This window comes from Amycolatopsis sp. NPDC059235 (assembly GCF_042754125.1).
In the GTDB taxonomy this organism is placed as follows: Bacteria; Actinomycetota; Actinomycetes; order Mycobacteriales; family Pseudonocardiaceae; genus Amycolatopsis; species Amycolatopsis albidoflava.
On record NZ_JBHZAG010000019.1, the window covers coordinates 94,569 to 116,989 of the forward strand.

Below are 22,421 nucleotides of genomic sequence, written 5' to 3' on the forward strand. Positions count from 1 at the left end.
TCCAAACGGACCAACGGAATGTTCCGGATTCGCCGGTCAATTGGTATATGCCTTGCCGGTGCTGGGATTCTCGGTGCGTTCGGTGCCGGGCCGACTTTCGTAGGGAATGTCCCGGGTGCCGTACGAATGTCGGAAAAGTTCGCGCGGAAACGGCCGGCTGTTCCGGCTTCCTGCTTCACTGCCCGGGACGACGGCGACACTGCGAGCTTTCTTGCCCACCGGTGCGGGCAGGTCGCGTCGCCCGGGCGTCGAGGAGAGGTGAGCCTCGAGGTCGTGACCCGCCCGGACGAACTCGCGCGTGCGATGCGCTACGACGCCGACGCCTCGGCGAGGTCCGGGGTCATGACTTCAGCGGCCGCCGTTTTCAACGGGGTTCTTCGAGGAGGGGTGACTGGATTTCACTGTGCTGCCAACGGCTCCGGCACGTGGTGGGCTCGACGGTAAGCGAGAGGTGACATGCCCAGATTGGTGTAGAAGTGCTTGCGCAGGGCGACCGGATCGCCGAAACCGCAGGCGGTCGCGATCCGCGCGACGGGAAGGTCGGTCGATTCCAGCAGCAGCCGGGCGTGCGCGAGCCGTTGCTGCGCCAGCCATTTCAGCGGGCTGCTGCCGACCTCGCCGCGGATGCGCCGGGTGAAGGTGCGGGCGCTCATGTGCGCGTGCTGGGCCATTTCGTCGAGCGTGATCGGCTCGGCGAGGCGGTCCAGCGCCCATTGCCGGGTCGCGGAAGTCGAACGGTCGGTGTCCTGCGGTACCGGGTGCTCGATGAACTGCGCCTGCCCGCCTTCGCGCCACGGCGCGACGACGCAGCGTCGCGCGGCGGCTGAAGCCACTGCGGTTCCGTGGTCGCGGCGGACCAGGTGCAGGCAGAGGTCAATGCCTGCCGCTCCGCCCGCGGAGGTCAGGATGCGCCCGTTGTCGACGAACAACACGTCCGGATCGACGGCGACGTCGGGGAAAAGCCGTGCCAGGGCGTCGCACAGCGCCCAGTGCGTGGTGGCTCGCCGGCCGTCGAGCAGTCCGGCGGCCGCGAGCAGGAAGGCCGACGTGCACAGGCTGACGACGCGGGTCCGCGGTCCGATCCGGGCCAGGGCGGCGGCGACTTCCGACGGGAGTTCTCCGGTCTTGAGGAGGTGTTCGCTGGGCTCTTGCGTGGCGAGCACGACGGTGTCCGCGGTCTCCAGTGCCGACTCGTCGTGCTCGACGACGAGCCGGTAGTCCTCGTGCGTGCGCACCGGTTTCCCGCCGAGGGAGCAGGTGGTGACGGAGTACAGCCGGGTGCCGTCCGGTTCGCAGGCCTCGTTGAACACCCGCGCCGGGATGCCCAGATCGAGCGGCAGGACTCCGTCGAGGGCAAGCACGACTACGCGATGGGGCATGGCTGGAATAGTACGATAGGTGTCTCCCCGGCCACTCACTCCTGGTCGCGAGCGCGCGCCACTCTGGTCTCGCGCCGCACTCCCGGCGCAGGACCAGAGTGGGACGGGAATGAGCGAGAACACCATGAGCGAGCACATGCGGGCCGTCACGATCCGGGAATTCGGCGGGCCGGAGGCGCTGGCCGTCGAGCAGGTCGGGCGGCCGGTGCCGTTGCCGACGGAGGTGCTGGTGCGCGTGCGCGCCGCCGGGATCAACCCGGTGGACTGGAAGACCCGCGAGGGCCAGGGAATGGCGGGGATGCAGACGTTCCCGCTGGTGCTGGGCTGGGACGTGTCCGGCGTCGTCGAGGAAGTCGGCTTCGGCGTCACGACGCTCGCGAAGGGCGACGAGGTCTACGCCATGCCGTGGTTCCCGCGCGCGGCGGGCGGTTATGCCGAGTACGTCACGGCACCGGCCCGTCAGTGGGCCCGCAAACCGGCCAGCATCGACCACGTGCACGCGGCCGCCGTGCCGCTGGCGGCGCTGACCGCGTGGCAGGCGTTGGTCGACACCGCAGATGTGCAGGCTGGCCAGCGCGTCCTGATCACGGCCGCCGCCGGCGGGGTGGGGCACTTCGCGGTCCAGTTCGCGCGGCACCTCGGTGCCCACGTGATCGCCACTGCCAGCGCCGCCCGGCATCCGTGGCTCAAGGAACTCGGTGCCGACGAGACCATCGACTACAGCACCACCCGCTTCGAGGAAGCCGTCGCCGACGTGGACGTCGTCATCGACCTGGTCGGCGATGCGCAGGACCAGACCAGCACCCGTTCGCTCCAGGTCTTGCGTCCGGGAGGCCTGCTGGTCGCCGTCCCGGCCGGTGTCTCGCCGGAACTGGCCCAGGCGGCCAGGGCGGCCGACGTGCGCGTCACGCCGTTCCTGGTCGAGCCGGACGGGGCCGCGCTGACCGCGATCGCGGGCCTGATCGACGCCGGCGAGGTCGTTGTCGAGGTGGAGGAAACCTTCCCGCTCGAGCAGGCAGCCGTCGCTCATGCTCGCGGCGAGGCGGGCCGCACTCGCGGCAAGCTCGTTCTCGAAGTGACGGAGTGACCCGGCCGTGTACTACGAAATCCGCCATTACCAGGCCCGGCCCGGACGCCGCGCGGAATGGGTGCGCTACATGGAAGACGTGGTCATCCCGTTCCAGGCCTCGCTGGGCATGGACGTGACGGCGTCCTTTGTGGACGCCGAGCACGAGGACGGCTACGTCTGGATGCGCCGTTTCGACCGACGCTGCCCGAAAGGCCGTCGCGCGCCGGTCTGTCCACATGGGACTCACGGACGGGCTTCGCCGCCCCGCGGGGCGGCGAAGCCGGTCGCTCAGGCCGGGGAGCTGGCGGCGGGCACGTCGATGCCGTGCGCGGCCACGACTTCGGCGCTTCCGTCGGCCAAGCGGTAGCGCAGGCCGACGACGGCGGCCCGGCCGTCCGCGACCCGGTCGGCGAGCACGCGGGAGCGGTCGAGCAACAGGTCGACGGTGTGCTTGACGTGCTCGGCGAGGATCTCGTGCGGTTCGACCCGGCCCGCCGCCCGTGCCGCGAGGACGCTGGGGGTCACCTTCTCGACGACGTCGCGGACGTAGCCGACCGGCGCGAGCCCGTCCTCCAGCGCCGCGCGGGCCGCGCCGACGGCGCCGCAGGAGTCGTGGCCGAGGACGACAACGAGGGGGCAGCTCAGCAGGTCGACGCCGTATTCAATGCTGCCGAGCACCTCGCCGCCGATCACCTGGCCCGCGGTGCGCACGACGAACAGGTCGCCGAGACCGCGGTCGAAGATGATCTCGGCGGCGAGACGGGAGTCGGAGCACCCGAACAGGACGGCGAACGGGTACTGGTTCGGCGCGATCGCCGCGCGCCGGGCCGCGTCCTGGTTCGGATGTTCCGGAGCGCTGGTGACGAAGCGCTGGTTGCCGGCCATGAGCAGGTCGAACGCTTCCTGCGGAGTCGGCGGTGTCGTGTCGGCCATGGCTTCAGCCTAAGCCGGGAAGGGCCGGCCCGGGTGTTGCGATCGTCTCGCCGCCGGGAGGTTTCGACGCGGGCCGGGGCGGTTAGCGTCCGCGTCCCAGCGCCTCCCGTTTGACGAACCCGACCAGCGCGGTCGCCACGAACAGGACCGCGCCGACCACGATCAGCCAGAACAGGCCCTTGATCACCACCCCGAGCACGATGCACACCAGCCAGACCACCAAAAGCAGACCGAGCAGCGCGAGCATGGGTCCTCCAGACCGTCGCCGGAAATCGCGGTTCACCCGACGGGTACCCCGCCGCGCCCGGACCATGCGGCCCCGATCGCGCTGACGACGTCGGGACCCCTCCCGCCGGGGCCGGGCACTCTTGCCGCCGACGAGCCCGGCTCAGGAACGGAGCGCCCAGTGTCCGGACAGCGATGCGCGACCACTTCTCCGCACGGACGGGATCTGCGGCGCTTCACCAGGCTGACCTCGGCGCAGCTTGCGGGGAGGCCAGGTCGCGTCCGGTGACTCTTGGCGGTTGTCGGCACCGCGGCTGCGCTGGCGGCCTGCGGCTCAGCGCCGCCCGCTACCGCGCCCGCCAGCAGCCCCGCAAGCACACCGTCGTCGAGCGCGTCTGCCTCGGAGTCCGATCCGCCGCCCGCGCCGGTCAAGGCGGACCCGAAGTACCTGCCGAGCTGGATGCGGGATGCGGCCGAGAACCCGGCGGACGCGGTGGCCCAGGACTTCGCTTCGGCCGCGATGACCCGTTTGGAGAGCGACCTCGTCCACGACGGGCTGAGCTCCCTGCAGGAGTTGCCCGACTTCCCGCAGCGCGCGGTCCGGCAGTGCACCGCGCTCAACGCCCGCCTGCCCGACCCGGACGGCGAGGCGGTCCGGAGTTTCAGCACTCCGCGGCATCCGGTGAACCGGGCCGAGGGCGCTCGGATCAACGCGGCCATTCGCCGGGACTGCGCCTGATCCACGGCAGGCAACGGAGGCGGGGTCGGACCGGTTCCGGCCCTGCTTGCCCAAGTTCTGGCTGAGCAGCGCGGATCGCTGGCGATGATCGGGCGTCCAGCGGATGTTCGCCGACCGGGGCTGGCGAAATCCGCCTGTCAGCGGTCAGCGACCAGATCCGACCAGCTTCCCGCCTCCAGCCGCGCCAGCAAGTCCTCGGCCATCTCCCCGGCGCCGCCGTCCGGGCAGGCCACGGTGCGCAGCACCCCCGCCGCGCCGCGGATCTCGCGTTCGACCGCGTCGATCAGATCGACCGGCTGTCCGTCGTGGCCGCGGTAGCGGTCGTATCCGGGCTCCGGGACGAAACAGCCCCACCAGTCCAGCAACGCATTCAGCGCCGCGACGCGCGGCTTGCCCGGCCGGTCACGGACGACGCCGAGCAGAACGCGCACCGCCGGGACCGCGGCCGGGTACAGGGTCCCGGCATGGTCGTTGCCGACTGCGTCGACCAAACGGCGGACCGCCGAGGCGGCGTCGTCCGCAGACGCTGACTTGGCCAGATCTCCCGCAGCGGCAGCGGCTTCCGCAGGCCGGTACCACGTCGGTCCAGGCAGTGCGTGCCAATCCCGGGAGTCCATCGCGCCACCGTACTCGCGACATCGGCGTTGGCCCCGGCGCCGACCAGCTGATCCGCTATCTTTCGCCCGTGGATATCGAGGTAGTGGAGGGCACCCTGGTCGAGGTGCCGACCAGCGCGGTCACCGGCATGGATCGGCGGGCGTTCGGCGAGTTCGTCGGGCCTCGGGGAGAGCTGGCCTCGTACGCGCTCGGCTGGACCACCGGGGCGGAACCGCACGTCGCCCGGCTTTCGGTCGGGATCGGGGCGGGCAATCCGGGCGGCGGGACCTTCCACGCCGTCATCTTCGACCACGGGGACGGGCACGCGTTCTCCCTGGTCGACGACCCGTTCGAGCGCGTGCCGGAGGGCGGCCCGCACCTGACTGCGGAGCAGGCGCGCGCCCATGGGGACCTTCCGTTCGTCTGGGCGGTGGCCGATCTGGTCATGGAGCGCGACCGGCGGGCCTGGTGGCTGCGGCATTGGCTGCTGGGCACGACCTGCGTCCAGAGCGCCGAGGTGTTCGAGCTCCGCGAGCCGATTCTGCGGGTCCGGCACGGCGACGATGGCGTCTGGCATCTTCTCGGTGCCTCGGACCTCGACCGCGGCACCGCCAAGACCGGGCATCTGCACCACGCCATCGACGAAGACCCAAGCCTGCTCGACATCCTCGGCCTGCCGCCCGGCGGCAGTGCGACCCGAACGAGGGCCGGAAGTTTGTGGGACAGCCGCGGCTAGCGTGCTCCACGACCCGGTGAACAGGGCTGGCGTGATCGACTTTTCCGGCGAATAGTTCATCCCTGGGGCAGTGAAGGCCTTGAGTCCCTTGAGGAAGTGACGTCCGGCGGTGGGCGTTCCCGCCCGTCGCGGGGTGGAATCGGGACACGGCGCAGGGGAGGAGCGGGGCGATGGCCGACGTGGAGCTGACGCATCGCGAATGCGTCCGGCTGCTCCGGTCGCCCGAACGCGGCCGCCGCGGCATCGTCGCGATCGACGGCCTCCAGCCGGTCCCGCGCGTGTGCCTCCTTCTCGACGCGGGCGACGTCCTGATCCCGACCGGGCCGGACAGCGGGCTCGTGCGCGTGGCGGCGATGCGCCCGGTCTCGCTGGAATTCACCGACCTGGACAAGGACGGGCGGCCGCGCTGGACGGTCCGCGGGATCGGCCTCGCGCGGCCGATGACCGGGCTCGACGTTCCGCGTCCGGTGCCGCGCAGCACCGTCCTCGCGGCGATGCCGGACGCGTTCCGCAACGGCGTCCGCGTCGCGGTGGCCCGCTATCGCGGCAACCGGCCCGCGGACGGGGTCGTGATCCCGGCCCCTCGCGAGGGTTGAGCGGGAGCGGCGCCCGGTAACCATTCGGTGACACCGTTCCACGGCTCCGCCAGGCGGGTTACGACCGGATAAGATGCGTTTGCCTGAAATCAGTTGTTCATGCGTTTTGTTCACTCCTGGTGTCCGACGCGAACGGCTGAGTGATCAGGGGGGACTGCGAGGCGACCCGGCTGCCGGGGCTCCTCGCGGAAGCGTCATTCAGTCGGAAGGAACCATGAGAACTACTGTCAGGACGTTGAAGTTCGTCGCGATCTGGCTCTTCGGCGCCGGAGCGGTGCTGCTGGGCCTGGGATTCCTCGCCGAGATCACCGCGCCGCCCCACAGCGGCGCCAATATCGGCGGTGCCGCCGCTTTCGCTTTCGGGATGTGCTGCACCGGGTTGGGCCTGGCGGCCGGCGTGGTGGCGGCGGTGACTTGGCGGCGGGTCCCCAAGGACGAGCGGCGTCACGCCGTCCCTCTGCTGCCTTGGGAACACCGTCTCCGCCGCTTGACCGTGGCGGCGGTGATCCTGATCGCTGCCGGGGCCGTCCTGCAGAGCGCGGGAATCATCTGGCTCCTTCAGCAAACCGTGCACTTCGACCGGCTCGGTGCTTATGCGATCTACTTCGTCGGCCTGGGCAGTTCCGTTTTAGGTTTGCTCGCGGGGATTCCCTACGCGGCGTTCTGGCTGTCCTGGCGGAGGACCGCAGCCCATCTCCAGCTCTCGGGCCGCGCGTAGCGGTCAGGCGGGCCGCATCGTCCGCATGGTGCGCTCGGCCTCCCAGAAAGCCCGCAGGGCGGCGATCTTGCCCGCCTCGTCCACCCGGTAGACGAACACGCCCTCGGCCTCGAGCACCTGTCCGTCGTGCCGGCTGCGGACGTGGCCGGTGAAGGCGACTTCGTGTCCGCAGGCGAAAGAATCGTCGAAGAGGAACTCGATCGACTCGTTGGGTGCGATGGCCTGGTCCCAGAACGCCGAGATGGCGTCGCGGCCCCGGTGACCGGCGCCTTCCGGGTCGAACTGCGAGGGGCCGACCGGGTCTTCGACCAGAGCGTCCGCGGCGAACAGATCGAGCCACGCCGCTTTGTCCCGCCTCCGGACGGCGGCGTGCAAGGCCTGGGCGGCGGTGCGGGCGGCGGTCATGGAACCTCCTGGTGTCGAGCGTCGATAGCCTGTGAATCATGGTGTTCGACTCCACGCGGCTGGATCTCCAGCCGTATGCCGGTTTCGAAATGGGCCGCTACGTCCGGCGGACGTACTGCAGCTGGGAGGATTCCGGCTGGGAGTCCTTGCTGGTGCAGCGGTTCGAGCACGTCCCGGTGGCCGAGGAGATGGAACTCCCGGCCGCGGCGGATCTGCACCTGGTGCTGCCGACCAGGGGCCGCGCGGTGATGGAGACGCACAGAGGCGGCCGGTGGACGCGCACTCCGTGGACACCGGGGCGCCTCGAGCTGATGCCGCCGGATCAGCCCGTCGTGCGCCGCTATCGGGCGGACGAGGTGCTGAACAGCGTGCAGGTCCACCTTCCGCGCGCCACCGTCGACGCGACCGCAGCCCAGCTCGGTGGCGCCGCGGTGGACTTCGCCGCGATGGCCGCGTCGTTGACCGCCGGGGATCCGCTGGTCGAGGAGATCGTCCGAGCCCTCGGCGGCGCGGGCGGGGCCGACGATCTGTACGCCGAGTCCGCAGCGGCGTTCCTGACGATGCAGCTGCTCACCCGCCATGCCCGGCTGTCCGCTGGGGCGCCGCCGAAGCGGGAGAATCCGCGGGTCCGGGCGGTGGTCGCGGCGATGCGCGAGCGGCTCGCCGAGCCGATCACCCTCGCCGACCTCGCCGCGGAGGCGCACCTGAGCGTGTACCACCTGGTGCGGGTCTTCAAGGAGGCGACCGGGGCGACGCCGTACCGGTATCTGACCCGGCTGCGGATCGACGAGGCGAAACGGCTGTTGCGCGACACCGATCTGACGATCTCCCAAATCGCGGGGCGGTGCGGTTTCGCGAACCCGGCGGTGCTGTCGACGGCTTTCCTGCGGTACACCGGGATGCGGCCTTCGGCCTACCGCGATTCCTGACCGGGACGGCATCAGGAACCGGTTCGCGCGTGCCGGAATGCTTCCCTGATCTCCGACACCAGCAGGTCAGGCTGCTCCAGACCGGGGAAGTGGCCGCCGCGGTCGAGTTCGTGCCACGAGCGCAGATCGAGGTACCGGCGTTCGGCCCAGTGCCGGACGGTTGGCCACGGGTCGGCCGGGAAAATCGAGCAGGCGGTCGGCACAGTCACCGGTTGCGCGTTCTCGGCTTCCGCGCTGCGCGGCACCCAGCGCATCGCCTCCCAGTACCACCGGGACGACGAGGCGCCGGTGCCGGTCAGCCAGTACAGGGCGATGTTGTCGATCTGCTGCGAAATGCTTACGCCGCCGCCGATTTCGGGCCGGTTGTCGGAGTAGGCGGCGAATTTCTCGCCCAGCCACGCGGCCAACCCTGCGGGAGAGTCGACCAACGAATAGCCCAAGGTCTGCGGGCGAGTGCTCATTTGCACGCCGAAGCCGTAGCCGTCGGTCAGGTGCCGGGTGCGCCGGTCGAGGACGCGTTGTTCGGCGGGGCTGGGCGCGAGCAGGTCGTCGGGCATCGGCGAGGCCACCGGCATCGTGAGATGCAGCCCCGCGACGCGCTCGGGCACGATCCGCGCGAGTTCGGTGCTCACGAACGCGCCCCAGTCCCCGCCGTGCGCGCCGAAACGCGGATAGCCGAGCACCGTCATCAACTGTGCCCACGCGCGTGCGGTGCGGCCGGGATCCCAGCCTTGCTCCCGGGGCCGCTCGCTGAACCCGAACCCGGGCAGCGCCGGGATCACCAAGTGGAAGGCGTCGCGCGCGGAACCGCCGTGCGCGACCGGATCGCTCAGCGGCCCGACGACGTTCTCGAACTCGAGGATCGACCCGGGCCAGCCGTGCGTCAGGATCAGCGGCAGCGCGCTCGGCTCGGGGGAGCGCACGTGCCAGAACGCGATGCTCAGGCCGTCGAGAACCGCCCGGTAATGGGGGATGGCGTTCCACTGTTCCTGTCGCGCGTGCCAGTCGTGCTCGCGCCAGGCGGTCAGCAGAGTCGCCAGGTGCGCCAATTGGAGTCCCTGGGCCGCGTCCGGCACGGTCTCGTGTTCGGGCAGCCGGACCCGGTCCAGCCTGGCGCGCAGATCGGCCAGATCCTCGTCGGCGACGCCGATGGCGAAGGGCTCGGGGCGGGGCAGCGGGTCGTCCGCGGAAATATCAGCCACGGAACGAACCGTAGGCCCGGGCGGGTCCCGGCTCCAGGTCTGAGATTGCTGTGTGCGAGTCGATAATTGCTCTGCGTCGACGCGTCGTCCCGATCGGCGTCGGCGGCACACCGGGAGCGCCCGCAGGCGTAAATTATCCTGCTGCCGGAGCAGTCGAAAATAGTGCAAGCAATTATCTTGTCGATAATTTTCCCTTCTCGAAATGATGGGCCGGCGAATGTAACGCCTGGTGTTTCCGTCTCGATTACGAGGCATCGCGGGGCGGCCGGGTCTCTGCCGCCCCGAAATGATCAGTCGAACGAATCCCGGGGATGGGAAACGCATGTCGGCAGAAAATGATGTCCGCCTCGGCGATTCCGAGGTTTCCGTGCCCGAGGAACGCCGGCGGGTGCGGTGGCCGCTGCTGACAGTGACCGGAGTTGTCCTGCTGGGCCTGTACTCCTGGTGGCTCGGGCCGGTCGCGCTCGTGGCGCCGTGGGACAATTTCATCCTGCTCGACGGCGGGTACCGGATCGCGCAGGGGCAGGTTCCGGGAACCGATTTCTCGAACGCCATCGGCCCGCTGGTCTATATGCTGACTTCGCTCGGCATGAAGATGCAAGCGGTTCCTTCGCTTGCCGCAGTCACGTACGGCTGTTTGCTGTTTCTCCCGGTCGCGGCGGTGCTCGCCGGATACGTTTCCCATCGGCGGTTGCCCGGCGGGTATGCGACAGGATTCACCGTCTTCATGGCCTTGCTGGTCATTTCCGTCCGGCCGCCGGGCTACTCGCCGGGCACCACGACCTACGCGATGCTCTACAACAAATTCGGCTGGCTGCTCTACTCCGCGCTTCTGCTCGCCGTGCTGCTCCGGCCGCGCACCCGGCGGCCGCTCGCCGACGGCGCCGTCCTCGGCCTGCTGCTCGGACTGCTCGCCTACGACAAGGCGAACTTCTTCCTGATGGGCGTAGTCGCGGTAGTGCTCGGGTTGTTCCTGCGGACCCTCGCCGCGCGGGAGCTGCCTGGCCTGGCCGCCGGTTTCGGGCTGATCGTGGCGGTGTTCTGGCTGGGTTTCGGGATCAGCCCGATCGGCTACGCGGGCGACGTCGCGACGGCGTTCGCCGCACAGGGCAGCGAAAAACGGCTGAGTCTGCTGCTGCACGCCGTCGCGTACAACGCTCCGGTCGGCGCGCTCGCCTTGCTCGTCGTGGCCGGTCTCTTCTTCCTCGCCCGACGGCGCGGAGATTCGGCGCGGCCGTGGCGTCTTCTCCTGATCACCTTGTTCGTGCTCGGTTCGAGCGTCGTGATCTCCGCCGCGGACAGCCCGGAAAAGTCCGACCTCGCCGCGCTGGTCGTCATCCCGCTCGTGCTCGTGGCGGTCTTGAAACCGGAGCTGCCGCGCTGGACCGGAGGGGACGGCGGCCGCCGGATTCCGGTGCCGTTGCTCGCTGGGCTCGTCCTGCTGCTCGTCGTGACGACGGCGCCGATCGCCGGGAAAGACGCGCTCGCGCTCGGCATCAGCGCGGCACGCCAGGATGTGGTCGCCGTTCCTCCGCCGTCGCAGCGGATCGCCAGCCCGCACCTCGGCGACTTCGTCGTCCCGGCCGACGCGACGTGGCAGACCGCGTACCGCAACGCCTCCGAGGTCCCGGCCATGCTGGACGACGGTCTCGCGTTGCTGCGCCGGCATCTCCGGCCCGGTGATCGCGTGGCGAGCATGTCCTTGGCCAACCCCTTCGCGTTCGCGCTCGATCTGGCGCCGGTGACCGGCGGCCCGCTCTGGTGGGACCTGGAGATCAGCTTCGACGAACGCACCCACCCGGCGGCGGACCAGGTTTTCCGGGACGCGCAGTGGGTCATGGTGCCGAAGCTGCGGGCCGGACAGGGCTGCTGCCAGGACACCGTCGAGGCGATGACCCGGATCTACGGCGGCTACCTGGCGCAGCACTTCCGGGTGGCCGAGTCCACGGCGGACTGGACGCTTCTGACCCGTTCCTGACCTTCGGCGATAAGCTCGCCCCGTGGACACTGGTGACTACCGGGCCGCGGTGACCGGGATCCTCGGCGTCGCGGCGCAGGAAATTTCCGCCAGGCTCGAGAAATTCTGGGCCGCGGCGGGCGCCGACGGCATCGTGATCGACGTCTTCGTCGATCAGGACGGCGAAGGCCCGTTCGACGTGTGGGCCCGCTTCGAGGGGCGCGACGCGTTCGCGCTCGACCGGCGGTTCGACGACGATCGGCATCTTTTCGGGGTGGTGTGGGGCGAAGACGGCTGGGCGCCCGAAGTTCCGCCGCGCCCGCGCGGGTGGACGCGAGACGACCTCGAAGCGGCTGTCATCGACGTCGTCACGCAGTGGATCACGCCGTTGATGCCCGCCGGCGCGCCCGAGGGCTTCTGGCGGATCGGAACCGCCGCGTGAGCACGGTGCTTCCGGGCCGCCTGTCCTTCAGGACTGTCTACGGCGGACCGGCGATCCCACTCGACGTGATCTCCGAACTGACCCGGATCCGCGCCGAACTCAGCCGGCTCGGATGGCAGTTCGACTTCGACCTGTTCGTGACCGTCGGCGGCGATCTCTCTGTCGTCACCGAGCCGACCGGACTGCGTCGGCCCCGGGTCATGCTCGCCAAGCGCACTGTGAGCGGAGAGCTTCGCTTCAACAGCGAGGAAGCGCTGCAGACGACGGATCCAGCCGCGCTGCTGCGCCCGGCCGTGCATGCCGCGCTCGACGAACTCGTCACACGCGTAGCGGCGCGCGTTCCCGACTTCGACGCGGAATCTGAGCGAGCCCGGTTCGCCTTCCTTCGGGACAACGCCTCAGGTGCGGCGCCATCATGACCCGTCCGGACATCGTGACCTACGACGGTCTTCCGGCTGCTTCGGGAGGCGCGCACGCGCTGCGCATCCGCAAGCCCTCGGCGGCCCACGCGAAAGTGCGCGCGTTCCTCGACGCCTGCACGGAGCCTGTCGGCGCATCGGCGTTGACCTTCCAGCTCTGGGCAGGCGGGCCCGGCGAGCGGACCCAACGCTGGCAGGAAATCGCGGCGGAGCTGCTCGGCGGGCCGAGGCGAACTGTGCGCACGCACCGGGAATGGGGCGTCCGGGAGGACAGCGTGCGCGCGGTTCTCGATGCGCTCGACGCCGCTGGGCCGGAGGACGTCACGCAATACAGTCGGTCCCTTGCCTGCCTGGTGCTGAACATTCCCGTGCGTCTGGTCGACGCGGGCACACGCGAACCGTACGCCGAAGTGTCCACTGAGGACACTGCTGGGTTCGCGGTCGACGGATACGGCCGGACGCTCGGCGCCTCCGGGGTGCGGGCGACGATCGGCTCCGCGTCCTCCTCGCTGTCGCTGTGGCTTTCGTTCCCGGGCGACGACCGGTTGGACGCCGCGGCCGCCCAGGTGCGGGAGAACGCCCCGGTGCGGCTCTCGGCCAAGCACTGGCGACGCTGGACGCCGCGCCGCGACGGCACCGGGTACCGGTCGGTCAAAATTCCTTCGCCGGACGTCGGGTGAGCGCCGGCCCGCCGGGACGCGAATCCGTTCAGGCCTCGCCGAGCGCCTGGTCCGCCTTTCCCCAGTTCCCGCGCAGTGTGTCCAAATAGGACTGCGCCTGCGGGCCGGGTTTGGTCCCGCGCGCGAAGGTCTTCATCGCGCCGGGCCCGGCGTTGTAGCCGAGCGCGAGGAGCTCGTCGGAGGTGATCGAGCCGGACCGGTGCGAGGGCAGCTGCGCGGCCAGGTCGTGCAGGTACCAGGCTTCGGCCTGGATCGCCAGGTCCGGATCGTCGGGCAGCTGGTCCCAGGCGCGCCCGGCGAACGCCCGGCCCTTCTTCGTGGCGTCGAAGGTCGCCTCGTGCATGTTCGCGACCCCGAACGCGGCTCCCGGTTTCATCCGCTGCCAGGCGCGCTCGAGACCAGGGTCGTGCGGTTTGTACGACTCGTTGAACAGGATCGCCATGACCAGCCGCGGCGACACCCCGGCCTCCTGCGCGCGCTTCCGGGCCGTCGGGGCGAACTTCGCCGTGTCCTGGCTTCCGCTGAGCGAGGGGGCCGACGTCGCGGAAACCGGCGTCTTCGGGGCCGCCGGTGCGGATTCCGGCTGGCTGGTGGCGCCAGTGCAGGCGGCGAGGCACAATCCCGGCACCGCCGCCGCCAGCCATCTTCGCCAATTCCGCATCGTGTCCGCCTTTCCTCCGCCTCGATGCTTCCACCTTGGCAGAAGTCGCCGTTCGGCGGCCAAGTTCGCGAAGCGACCGGCCCGGCCGACGCTCATGAGTCCTTGACACTTCTTCGGCACCCTGTGCGCCATGAACTTCCTTCGCATGGCCTTCGCCGTACTGGCGCTGGCCTTGGTGACCATTGCGGCACCGCAGACGTCCGCCGCGCAGGGCGTCGGCGTCGTCGAGTACAACCTCGGCGATCAGGCTTTCCACGACCCCACCGTGTCCGTGCCGATGGAGCTGGCCGCCGTCGTGCACTATCCGCGCGACCTCGGCGCCCGCCCGCATCCGCTGATCGTCCAGGAGCACGGCAGCTGGTGGAGCTGCCAGGACCCGGTCGCGAAAACCCCGGGCGGCGACTGGCCCTGCCCGCCGGGACAGCGGACGCTGCCGAGCTACCGCGGCTACGACTACCTCGGCGAGAAACTGGCCGAACGCGGCTTCGTCGTCGTGTCGATCAGCGCCAACGCCATCAACGCGCACGTCCTCGGCGACGAGGGCTACTTCGCCCGCGCCCACCTGGTCAACAAGCACCTGCAGCTGTGGCGCGACCTCGCCCGCGGCGAAGGCCCCCTGGCGAGCACTCTCGGGCGGTTCCGCGGTCACGTCGACCTCTCCCGCGTCGGAACGATGGGCCATTCCCGCGGCGGCAAGGGCGTGATGTGGCAGGCCTCCGACAAACACACGCCGGAATGGCCCGCGGGCGTGCGGATCCGCGCGGTCGTCCCGCTCGCGCCGGTCTACTTCAACTCGACCGAGGACGACAACAGCGACGTCCTGGTCACCCGGGTGCCGTTCAAGGTCGTAGTCAGCAGCTGTGACGGCGCTGTCGGCACGGTAGGCCTGCAATACGTCAAGGACGCCAAGGGAAAGAACCCCGACGTCAGCTCGGTGACGCTCGCCGGCGCGAACCACAACTTCTACAACACCGAATGGTCGCCCGGCAAAATCGGCGGCGAGGACGACGCGCCCGCGAGCTGCGTCGGCAAGCTGACGCCGGCTCAGCAGCGCGGCGACGCGGCTCGCGAGATCGTGTCGTTCTTCTCCAGCCGCCTGCGGTAAGGGCTGAAGCAACTCGGGAAGCATATTCGACACATCGGTCGATCTCGCCACTTGAGGCCCGAAGATCGCCCCGAATCTCCGCGCGGCCTGACCGTTCGGACGGAGATCTTGGTAAGGCAACAGTGTTGTCTGCCGCCGGAAAGCTGGACGGTGGACAACGCGGCTGTCAACAATGGCATCGGTCGAGGGAGCGTGACGGTGCCGCGTAGTGAGCGCCCGCTGGACGCGGAGGACAGCGCGCTGGGGAGGTTCGCCGCTGGGCTGCGCCGGTTGCGGGACAAAGCGGGCACTCCCACGTACCGCGAGCTCGCCGGGCGGGTGAACTACTCGGTGGCCGCGTTGTCGACGGCCGCGAGCGGCCGCCGGGTGCCCAGTCTGGTGGTGACGCTGGCTTACGTGCGCGGCTGCGGCGGCGACGTCGAGGAGTGGCGCGAGCGCTGGCACGCCCTGATCGCCGAGATCGCCGCCGAGCGGTCCGCCGGGCCGGAGGAGCACGAGCCGGGAGAGCGGGCGCCGTACCTGGGGCTCGCCGCGTTCCAGGCGGCTCAGGCGGACCGGTTCTTCGGCCGGGACCGGGTGGTCGAGGAACTGGCGGACCTGGCGGCGCGGCGCCGGTTCACCGGGGTGTTCGGCGCCTCGGGCTCGGGCAAGTCCTCGGTGCTGCGGGCGGGGCTCGCGGCGCGGGCCGAACGCGGCGGCAGTCCGGTGGTGGTGCTGACCCCGGGCGCGTGTCCGGTGGAGGAGCTCGCGGTCGCGCTCGCCGGGCCGACCGGGAGGTCCGCGCCCGCGCTGCGGGCCGAACTCGCCGCCGATCCGGCACACGCGCGCCTGCTGATCCGGCAGGCGATGGCGGACCGGCCGTCCGATGTGGACCTGCTGCTCGTCGTGGACCAGTTCGAGGAAGTCTTCACGCTCTGCCGTGCCGAGGACGAGCGGGAGTGGCTGATCGACGCGCTGGTCGCCGCGGCATCCGGGCCGACGAGCAGGGCTCGCGTCGTCATCGGGGTCCGGGCGGATTTCTACGGGCACTGCGCCCGCTATCCCGCGCTGGTGGACGCGCTGCGCGGCGCGCAGGTGCTCGTCGGGCCGATGACCCCGGAGGACCTGCGGGAAACGATCACCCGGCCCGCCGCGGCCGCGGGGTGCATGGTCGAGGCGGCGCTGGTGTCGCGGCTGGTCGCGGACGCGGTCGGCAGGCCCTCGGTGCTGCCGCTGGTTTCGCACGCGCTGCTGGAGACCTGGCGGCGGCGAAGCGGCGCAACGCTGACCGTGGCCGGGTACGAGGCGGCAGGCGGGATCGAGCACGCGGTCGCCCGCACCGCCGAGACGGTCTACACCGCACTGACCGAGCGGCAGCGGGAGATCGCGCGGCGGCTGTTCGTGCGGTTGACGGCGCTGGGCGAGGGGACCGAGGACACCAAGCGCCGGGTCGACCTGGCCGAAGTGGACACCGGCGAGGACGACGCCGCGGTCCTCGAAGTGCTGGCTGCGGCTCGGCTGCTCACCATCGACCGCGAAACCGTCGAGATCACCCACGAAGCGCTGATCCGGAACTGGCCCCGGCTGAGCGACTGGCTCGCCGAAGACCGCGACGGGCTGCGCGTGCACCGGGAACTGACCGAGGCGGCCAAGGCGTGGGAGGCGGTCGACCGAGACCCCGGCGCCCTCCACCGCGGCACCCGGCTCACCCTCGCCGACGACTGGGCGCGCGACCACTGCGGAGCGCTGAATCCGGCGGAGCGGGAATTCCTCGCCGCCAGCCTGGCCGCGCGGACCCGGGAACAGGCTGCGGTGCGCCGCCGGACCCGAAGGCTGCAGCAGTTCGCCGGGCTGCTCGGGGTGCTGTTGCTGCTCGCCGCCGGGGCCATCGCGGTCGCGGTGCGGGCGGAGAACACCGCAACCGAACGGCGCGACACCGCGCTCGCCCGCAAGGCGGTTGGGGACGCCGCCGCGATCCGTGCGACCAATCCGGCGCTCTCGGTGCAGTTGAGTCTCGCCGCGTACCGGCTGGCTCCGATGCCGGAGACCCGCGACGGCCTGCTCAGCACGTTCGCGACGCCGTACGCCGCGCGGATCACCGCGCACACCGACCGGGTCTACTCGGCGAGCTACAGCCAGGACGGGCGCCTGCTCGCCACCGCGAGCGCCGACCGCACGGTACGGCTGTGGGACGTCGCCAATCCCTTCCAGCCCTGGCAGCTGGGCACGCTCGGCGACAACACCGGTGCGGCACGGTTCCGGCCGGGCGGCCGGGTGCTCGCCAGCGCGGGCGCGGACCGCACGGTGCGGTTGTGGGACCTCGCCGACCCGGCTCGCCCGCGGCGGCTGACTGTCCTCACTGGACACACCTCGAACGTCACCGCCGTCTCGTTCAGCCGCGACGGACGGCTGCTCGCCACCGGCGGCGAAACGGTGCGGCTGTGGGATCTCACCGACCTTCGCGCGCCGAGGGAAGTCGGCGCCGTCCCCGTCTCGGCGGGCTCGGTCCGCTCCGCCGAACTCAGCCCGGACGGCTCGCTGCTCGCCGTCACCGGCCCGGACCACGGCACCGCGCTGTGGAACGTGCGCGATCCGGCACAGCCCCGCCGAATGTCCACTGTGGACGGCCAGAGCAGGTCCGCGTTCAGCCCGGACGGGCGGCTGCTCGCCACCGCCGACGACCGGGACTACTCGCCGAACCTGTGGGAGGTCAGCGATCCGGAACGCCCGCGGCGGGTGTCCGTCCTCGCTGGACACACCGCGGCCGTCACCGCGCTCCGGTTCTCTCCGGACGGGAAGCTGCTCGCCACCGCCGGCGACGACAACACCGTGCTGCTCTGGGACGTCACCGACCCGGCCCGCGCGCCGCGGATCGCCGCGCTGGCCGGCCACACCAACACCGTCTACGCGCTGGCGTTCAGCCCGGACGGCGGCACGCTCGCGTCCGGCGGCGGCGACCGGACGCTCCGGCTGACGGACCTCGCGGCGCTCCCGCTCGCCGACCACGCGGACACCGTCGTCTCGGCGGCGTTCTCCGCCGACGGCCGGATGATCGCCACCGCGGGCATGGACCGCACGGTCCGCCTCCTCGACGCGGCCGATCCGCTGCGGCCCCGGCCGCTGGCGACGATCCGGCAGCCGGACGCGATGTTCACCGCGGAGTTCAGCCGCGACGGGCGGTCGCTGATCACCGCGAGCCGCGATCGGACCGCGCGGCTGTGGGACCTCGCCGATCCCGCCCGCCCGCGCGAGCTGAGTGTCCTCACCGGACACACGGCCGCGGTGAGCCGGGCCGTGCTGAGCCCGGACGGGCGGCTGGCGGCCACCGCGAGCTGGGACGGCACCGTGCGGTTGTGGGACGTCGCCGACCGGTCCCGGCCGCAGCGGGCGGCGGCGCGGGCCTGCGCGCTCGGCTACCCCCGGATCAGCTGCGCCGAATGGGACGCCTCTTTCCCCGAACTGGACTACCGGCCGCCCTGTCCCTGAACGCGTTGTCCTCCCCGCCCCGAGAGGGAGGACAACGCGGCGCCAACCGTCAGGGAATCGGGAACGCCTGCTGGCGGCCGTCCTGCGTGAGCCGGAGGTTCTCCGACTGCACGTTCTTCTTGCGGCCGTTGTCGAACTGCAGCTCGACGTACATGGTGAACTCCCAGGTGTCGTGGCCCTTGGGGTCCATCCGGACGATGACCTGCCCACCGGCGAAGTCGTCGCGCGAGGCGGGGTCCACGATCTCCAGCCCGAACGGGCCGTTGTCGCTGTTGTCCGGGAACCGCCCGAAATCGTTGTCGACGCGCGCGGCGATGGTCCCGTCCCGCTCCTTGACGAAGACAGTGACGTGCGAATCGCCGTCCTTGTCGTTGTCGGTGGTGTGGAACTTCACGAACGCGCCGGTCAGGTGGTCGCCGGCCCGGACGTGCGCTGTCGTGGCCGAGGCAGCGGGCGCCGCCAGCAGCATTCCCGCCGCGGCGACTGCCATCGCCCTGGTGACGATTGTCCGCAACATGATTCCCCTTTCCGGACCCGTTGCCGCGGCCGTCGCGTCGACGGCCTCGGGCCCGTCCGGAGTTCGTTGTAGGGCGGCCCCGTTGTTCACCGCCGGAAAACGCAGACGTGAACAACCGGTGGTGAACAACGCGCTGGGCGGTTCGCGCATTACGTCCCGGGCCGCGCGGGATTCCGGCGGCGGTGCCGGATTTCCTCGCCGGCGTGGCGCAGAGCGGCGACCACAGCGGCAGTCTCGGCGTCCGGGTCCGGCGGGGTGACCGCGACAGTCGACCGGCCGAGCCAGGCCGGGTCGTCGACGTCGACGGTGGTCACCCCGGCCGGGATGGACAGTGCGGCGACCTCCGGCACCAGGCATACGCCCAGTCCCGCGGCCACCAGGCCGAGCCGGGCGGGCCAGCCGCGCACGGCGTGGCCGACGACCGGGTCGGCGAGGGTGGGCCAAGCCTGGAACTGGGGGTCGCCGCCGGTGCCCGAACCGGCGATCCAGGTTTCGCCGGCGAGTTCGGCGACGGGGACGGTGTCGGTGTTCGCGAGCCGGTGGCCGGCGGGCACGGCGACGCACAGGCCGCCGGCGGACACGATCTCTTGTCCGAGGCCGGACAGGTCGTAGTCCGGGAGCCCGGTGCCGGCGCCGATGACGGCCAGCGCCAAGCGCCGGGCGCGCAGTTGCCGCAGGAGGGTGGGTGTCGGTCCTTCGGCCAGCGTCACTTCGAGGCCGGGATGTTCGGTGCGCAGCCGGGCCATCGCCAGGGGGACCAGGACGGCGGTCGCGGCGGGGAAGGCGCCCAGCTTGATCCGGCCGGACAAGCGGTCGTCCAGGGCCGAGAGATCCTGGCGCAACGCCTCGACGCCGGCCAGGATCCGGCCCGCGTGGTCCATCACGACGGCGCCCGCCGGGGTGAGCCGCACGCCGCGGCCTTCGCGGAGGAACAGCGCGGATCCGGTCGCCGTCTCCATCGCGGCGACCTGACGCGAGATCGCCGGTTGCGAATAGCCGAGCAGCCGCGCCGCCGCGGTGAACGATCCGGTCAGCGCGATTTCCCGGACGACCCGCAGCCCGGACACGGTTACCTCACCCATACGGCAAGCGTATGGCTTCGATCCGGAAGTGTCATCCTGAGCATGGAGTTTTGTTGGCATGCTTGAGGTTGCCGATTCCAGCAGGCTCAAACAGACAGGAGACGATCATGTCGAAAAGCTGGTTCGTGACCGGTGCTTCCCGGGGGATGGGCCGGGAACTCGTCGAGCAGGTGCTGGCGCGCGGGGACCGGGTCGCGGCCACGTTGCGCCGTCCCGAGCAATTGGACGACCTCGCGGCGCGCTACGGCGACCGCCTCTGGGTGCGGGCGCTGGACGTGACCGACACCGCGCGGGTGCGTGCCGTGGTCGGGGAGGCGTTCGCCGCGCACGGGCGCATCGACGTCGTCGTGTCCAACGCGGGCTACGGCGTGTTCGCCACCGCCGAGGACCTGACCGACGCGCAGATCGACCAGATGATCGCGACCAACCTGACCGGCTCGATCCAGCTCGCCCGCGCGGTGGTGCCGCACCTGCGAGCGCAGGGCGGCGGGTTGCTGATGCAGATGTCGAGCATGGGCGGGCAGCTCGCGTTTCCCTCGTTCTCGCTGTACCACGTGACCAAATGGGGCATCGAGGGCTTCTTCGACGCGCTGGCCGCGGAGGTGGAGCCGTTCGGCGTCCGCACGACCCTGATCGAGCCGGGCATGGTCCGCACCGGGTTCTTCGACGCGGCGACCCGGGTGCCGGTCAGCGCGCCGTACCGAGGCGGGCCGGCCGACCAGGAGCCGATCCCGGTCGAGGAGATGACCGACAGCCAGGAACGCACGGTGGCGGGCGTCATCCGCGCCGCGGTGTCGCCGAATCCGCCGCGTCGCCTGGTGCTGGGCTCGGATGCCTGGCGGCTGATGACCGGCGCGCTGCGGGAGCGGCTGGAAGAAATCGAGGCTCAGCGGGACAACGCTGCCACCGCGGATGTCGAGGACCTGCGCGTCCGCGCGGGCTAGCCGGACACTCCCCGCGCCGGGATGCCGCGCCAAGCGGTCCCCGGGGGAAGCTGTTCTCCCTTCATCACCAGGGACATCGCGTCCACCTCCGTGCGGTCGCCGACCACGCTGTCGTACAGCACCACCGACCGCGCGCCGACGCTCGCGCCGCGCCGGATGTCCACAGTGGACATTTTCATCACCCGGTCCTCGAAGAGGTGGGTCTGGAGCGAGGTCGCCGGGCCGACGCACACGTCGTCGCCGAGCCGGACCAGGTCGAATTCGGTCAGGTACGTCGTCGAAATCCAGCAGCGCTTGCCGATCCGCGCGCCGAACAGCCGAAGCAGCGGGCCCAGCAGCGGGGTGCCCGCCAGCGATCCCAGCAGCGCGGGCACGGCGGCGGTTTCGTACAGCGCGGTGACGAACTCGGTGCGGCGCACGAACCGGCTCCACAGCGGTTCGACGCGCGGCCGGTACCGCCCGACGATCAGCCATTTCGCGGCGGCGACCGCGAGCACCACGCCGAATCCGCTCAGCAGGGCCGCCGCCGGGGTCACGAGGACGGCGGCGAGCACGCCGGACGATTTCCCGGCCTGCAGCTGGGCGAGCAGCACGAGATAGCCGGCCGCGGCGAGCAGGCTGCCGGGAACCACGATCCGGAAGAACTCGATGACCAGCCGTTCGACGACGCGCGGCCGGGTCGGCCGGAAGATCAGCTCGTCGGCGAACCGGCCGCTGTCCTGGCGGCGGGGGAGCCGGATCGGCGGGGTGCCGAGCCAGGACGTGCCGTCCGGGCTGCCGTCCGCCGGAGCCGCGGTGTGCACGCCGATCAGGCAGCCGTCGCCGACCGTGGCGCCGGAGCGCAGGAACGAGGCGTTGCCGAGGAACGACCGGGTCCCGACTGTCGTGCGGCCGACCGCGACCTGGCCGTGGCAGTACGTCGCGGCTCCGACCGCTGCCATGTCGGCGACGAAACTTTCCGCGCCGAGCGTGAGCAGGCCGGGGTCGAGCTGGGATGCCGTCGATACCTCGGCGCGCGGCCCGATGCGGGCGCCGAGCGCGCGCAGCCAGCCGGGCGTGTACAGCGTGGAGTAGAGCGAGTTGGTCGCGGCGAGGCTCGCGCCGAGAAGCTTGTCCGCGATCCACTTGCGCAGTCCGAACGAGGAGGCGACGTATCGGACGCCGGGGCGGGTGACGGGAAGGACGAGCAGTTTGCCAGTGAAGACCACGAAACACACGGTGCCCGCGGTCAGCGGTCCGGCGAGCAGGCACGCCCACCATCCGCCGACAGCGCCCTGCGTGAGATACAGCCAGCTGCCGAGCGCGACGGACGGGGCGAGGAACACCAGGGGCAGCATTTCGACGCCCAGCCAGGCCGCCGCGAACCGGGCCCGCAACGCCCGGGACGGGGCCTGCCCGGCCCGCGCCCGCAACGCCGCGACGAGCGGGTCGGTCTCCGCACAGCGCTGCGCGGGCGAACCGGCCCAGTACTGCCCGGCCGGGATGCGCTGCCCGGCCGTCGCGGCCGACATTTCCGCCAGGCCGGAGCCGACGTGGGGGCGGGGGCCCCGCGCGGCGGCCGCGGTCGGGCCGCCGCACACGCGGGGGGGGCGGCCGACCGGGGCGGGGTGGTTTTAACAAA

General features: G+C 71.2%; 24 protein-coding genes. 14 read left to right on the forward strand and 10 right to left on the reverse strand.

What is annotated here, in order from left to right; translation table 11 throughout:
- Positions 1-398 precede the first annotated feature (398 nt).
- On the reverse strand, positions 399-1,379 hold the full coding sequence (locus ACFXI3_RS15555) for a GlxA family transcriptional regulator (RefSeq protein ID WP_378400031.1): 981 nt from the start codon (positions 1,377-1,379) through the stop codon (positions 399-401).
- 136 nt (positions 1,380-1,515) lie between these two features.
- Here ACFXI3_RS15555 and ACFXI3_RS15560 point away from each other — a divergent pair, with 136 nt between their 5' ends.
- A complete protein-coding gene (locus ACFXI3_RS15560) occupies positions 1,516-2,466 on the forward strand; it encodes an NADP-dependent oxidoreductase (RefSeq protein ID WP_378400058.1) in 951 nt (316 codons plus the stop codon).
- Between the two features lie 7 nt (positions 2,467-2,473).
- Entirely contained in the window at positions 2,474-2,815 is a 342-nt protein-coding gene (locus tag ACFXI3_RS15565) for an NIPSNAP family protein (protein ID WP_378400032.1), read from the forward strand.
- On the opposite strand, the gene ACFXI3_RS15570 is transcribed toward ACFXI3_RS15565, so the two are convergent.
- Together ACFXI3_RS15570 and ACFXI3_RS15575 are read right to left on the reverse strand one after the other, a co-directional pair.
- On the reverse strand, positions 2,737-3,381 hold the full coding sequence (locus tag ACFXI3_RS15570; protein ID WP_378400033.1) for a carbonic anhydrase: 645 nt from the start codon (positions 3,379-3,381) through the stop codon (positions 2,737-2,739). The two genes, ACFXI3_RS15565 and ACFXI3_RS15570, sit on opposite strands and share 79 nt — an antisense overlap.
- Positions 3,382-3,463: 82 nt before the next feature.
- A complete protein-coding gene (locus ACFXI3_RS15575; protein ID WP_378400034.1) occupies positions 3,464-3,628 on the reverse strand; it encodes a hypothetical protein in 165 nt (54 codons plus the stop codon).
- A 270-nt stretch (positions 3,629-3,898) separates the two neighbouring features.
- Here ACFXI3_RS15575 and ACFXI3_RS15580 point away from each other — a divergent pair, with 270 nt between their 5' ends.
- Positions 3,899-4,345, forward strand: coding sequence for a hypothetical protein (locus tag ACFXI3_RS15580; RefSeq protein WP_378400035.1), 447 nt, complete (start codon positions 3,899-3,901; stop codon positions 4,343-4,345).
- Positions 4,346-4,482: 137 nt separating this feature from the next.
- On the opposite strand, the gene ACFXI3_RS15585 is transcribed toward ACFXI3_RS15580, so the two are convergent.
- Entirely contained in the window at positions 4,483-4,962 is a 480-nt protein-coding gene (locus ACFXI3_RS15585) for a hypothetical protein (protein ID WP_378400036.1), read from the reverse strand.
- A 68-nt stretch (positions 4,963-5,030) separates the two neighbouring features.
- Here ACFXI3_RS15585 and ACFXI3_RS15590 point away from each other — a divergent pair, with 68 nt between their 5' ends.
- The 3 genes from ACFXI3_RS15590 (at position 5,031) to ACFXI3_RS15600 (ending at position 6,992) form a co-directional block, all read left to right on the forward strand.
- Positions 5,031-5,678 (forward strand): hypothetical protein, encoded by a 648-nt coding sequence (locus ACFXI3_RS15590; protein WP_378400037.1) that lies wholly within the window; start codon positions 5,031-5,033, stop codon positions 5,676-5,678.
- 170 nt (positions 5,679-5,848) lie between these two features.
- On the forward strand, positions 5,849-6,274 hold the full coding sequence (locus tag ACFXI3_RS15595) for a hypothetical protein (protein ID WP_378400038.1): 426 nt from the start codon (positions 5,849-5,851) through the stop codon (positions 6,272-6,274).
- Between the two features lie 235 nt (positions 6,275-6,509).
- Positions 6,510-6,992, forward strand: coding sequence for a hypothetical protein (locus ACFXI3_RS15600; RefSeq protein ID WP_378400039.1), 483 nt, complete (start codon positions 6,510-6,512; stop codon positions 6,990-6,992).
- A 3-nt stretch (positions 6,993-6,995) separates the two neighbouring features.
- Here ACFXI3_RS15600 and ACFXI3_RS15605 read toward each other — a convergent pair whose 3' ends face one another.
- A complete protein-coding gene (locus tag ACFXI3_RS15605) occupies positions 6,996-7,397 on the reverse strand; it encodes a nuclear transport factor 2 family protein (RefSeq protein WP_378400040.1) in 402 nt (133 codons plus the stop codon).
- 38 nt (positions 7,398-7,435) lie between these two features.
- Here ACFXI3_RS15605 and ACFXI3_RS15610 point away from each other — a divergent pair, with 38 nt between their 5' ends.
- Entirely contained in the window at positions 7,436-8,326 is an 891-nt protein-coding gene (locus ACFXI3_RS15610; RefSeq protein ID WP_378400041.1) for a helix-turn-helix domain-containing protein, read from the forward strand.
- Positions 8,327-8,337: 11 nt separating this feature from the next.
- On the opposite strand, the gene ACFXI3_RS15615 is transcribed toward ACFXI3_RS15610, so the two are convergent.
- Positions 8,338-9,528: an epoxide hydrolase family protein gene (locus tag ACFXI3_RS15615; protein WP_378400042.1), complete on the reverse strand. Its 1,191-nt coding sequence runs from the start codon at positions 9,526-9,528 to the stop codon at positions 8,338-8,340.
- 322 nt (positions 9,529-9,850) lie between these two features.
- Here ACFXI3_RS15615 and ACFXI3_RS15620 point away from each other — a divergent pair, with 322 nt between their 5' ends.
- The 4 genes from ACFXI3_RS15620 to ACFXI3_RS15635 are packed head-to-tail and all read left to right on the forward strand — an operon-like array spanning position 9,851 to position 13,026.
- Complete coding sequence (locus ACFXI3_RS15620) at positions 9,851-11,506, forward strand: hypothetical protein (protein ID WP_378400043.1); 1,656 nt, start codon at positions 9,851-9,853, stop codon at positions 11,504-11,506.
- Between the two features lie 22 nt (positions 11,507-11,528).
- On the forward strand, positions 11,529-11,927 hold the full coding sequence (locus ACFXI3_RS15625; RefSeq protein ID WP_378400044.1) for a DUF6389 family protein: 399 nt from the start codon (positions 11,529-11,531) through the stop codon (positions 11,925-11,927).
- Positions 11,924-12,346: a hypothetical protein gene (locus tag ACFXI3_RS15630; protein ID WP_378400045.1), complete on the forward strand. Its 423-nt coding sequence runs from the start codon at positions 11,924-11,926 to the stop codon at positions 12,344-12,346. Before ACFXI3_RS15625 ends, ACFXI3_RS15630 begins: the two co-directional genes overlap by 4 nt.
- Complete coding sequence (locus ACFXI3_RS15635) at positions 12,343-13,026, forward strand: hypothetical protein (RefSeq protein ID WP_378400046.1); 684 nt, start codon at positions 12,343-12,345, stop codon at positions 13,024-13,026. Before ACFXI3_RS15630 ends, ACFXI3_RS15635 begins: the two co-directional genes overlap by 4 nt.
- Positions 13,027-13,054: 28 nt before the next feature.
- Here ACFXI3_RS15635 and ACFXI3_RS15640 read toward each other — a convergent pair whose 3' ends face one another.
- Complete coding sequence (locus ACFXI3_RS15640; protein WP_378400047.1) at positions 13,055-13,687, reverse strand: transglycosylase SLT domain-containing protein; 633 nt, start codon at positions 13,685-13,687, stop codon at positions 13,055-13,057.
- A 130-nt stretch (positions 13,688-13,817) separates the two neighbouring features.
- On the opposite strand from ACFXI3_RS15640, the gene ACFXI3_RS15645 reads away from it, so the two are divergent.
- On the forward strand, positions 13,818-14,792 hold the full coding sequence (locus ACFXI3_RS15645) for an alpha/beta hydrolase family protein (RefSeq protein WP_378400048.1): 975 nt from the start codon (positions 13,818-13,820) through the stop codon (positions 14,790-14,792).
- A gap of 198 nt (positions 14,793-14,990) precedes the next feature.
- On the forward strand, positions 14,991-18,257 hold the full coding sequence (locus tag ACFXI3_RS15650) for a hypothetical protein (protein WP_378400049.1): 3,267 nt from the start codon (positions 14,991-14,993) through the stop codon (positions 18,255-18,257).
- Positions 18,258-18,306: 49 nt separating this feature from the next.
- Here ACFXI3_RS15650 and ACFXI3_RS15655 read toward each other — a convergent pair whose 3' ends face one another.
- Both ACFXI3_RS15655 and ACFXI3_RS15660 read right to left on the reverse strand, forming a co-directional pair.
- Positions 18,307-18,774, reverse strand: coding sequence for a hypothetical protein (locus ACFXI3_RS15655; protein ID WP_378400050.1), 468 nt, complete (start codon positions 18,772-18,774; stop codon positions 18,307-18,309).
- Between the two features lie 149 nt (positions 18,775-18,923).
- Positions 18,924-19,856, reverse strand: coding sequence for a LysR family transcriptional regulator (locus tag ACFXI3_RS15660; RefSeq protein WP_378400051.1), 933 nt, complete (start codon positions 19,854-19,856; stop codon positions 18,924-18,926).
- A gap of 107 nt (positions 19,857-19,963) precedes the next feature.
- On the opposite strand from ACFXI3_RS15660, the gene ACFXI3_RS15665 reads away from it, so the two are divergent.
- The gene (locus tag ACFXI3_RS15665; RefSeq protein WP_378400052.1) at positions 19,964-20,800 is read left to right on the forward strand and encodes an SDR family oxidoreductase; all 837 of its coding nucleotides are present in this window, start codon (positions 19,964-19,966) and stop codon (positions 20,798-20,800) included.
- Here ACFXI3_RS15665 and ACFXI3_RS15670 read toward each other — a convergent pair.
- Entirely contained in the window at positions 20,797-22,311 is a 1,515-nt protein-coding gene (locus ACFXI3_RS15670) for a Pls/PosA family non-ribosomal peptide synthetase (RefSeq protein WP_378400053.1), read from the reverse strand. The genes ACFXI3_RS15665 and ACFXI3_RS15670 overlap by 4 nt on opposite strands.
- Between the last annotated feature and the right edge of the window lie 110 nt (positions 22,312-22,421).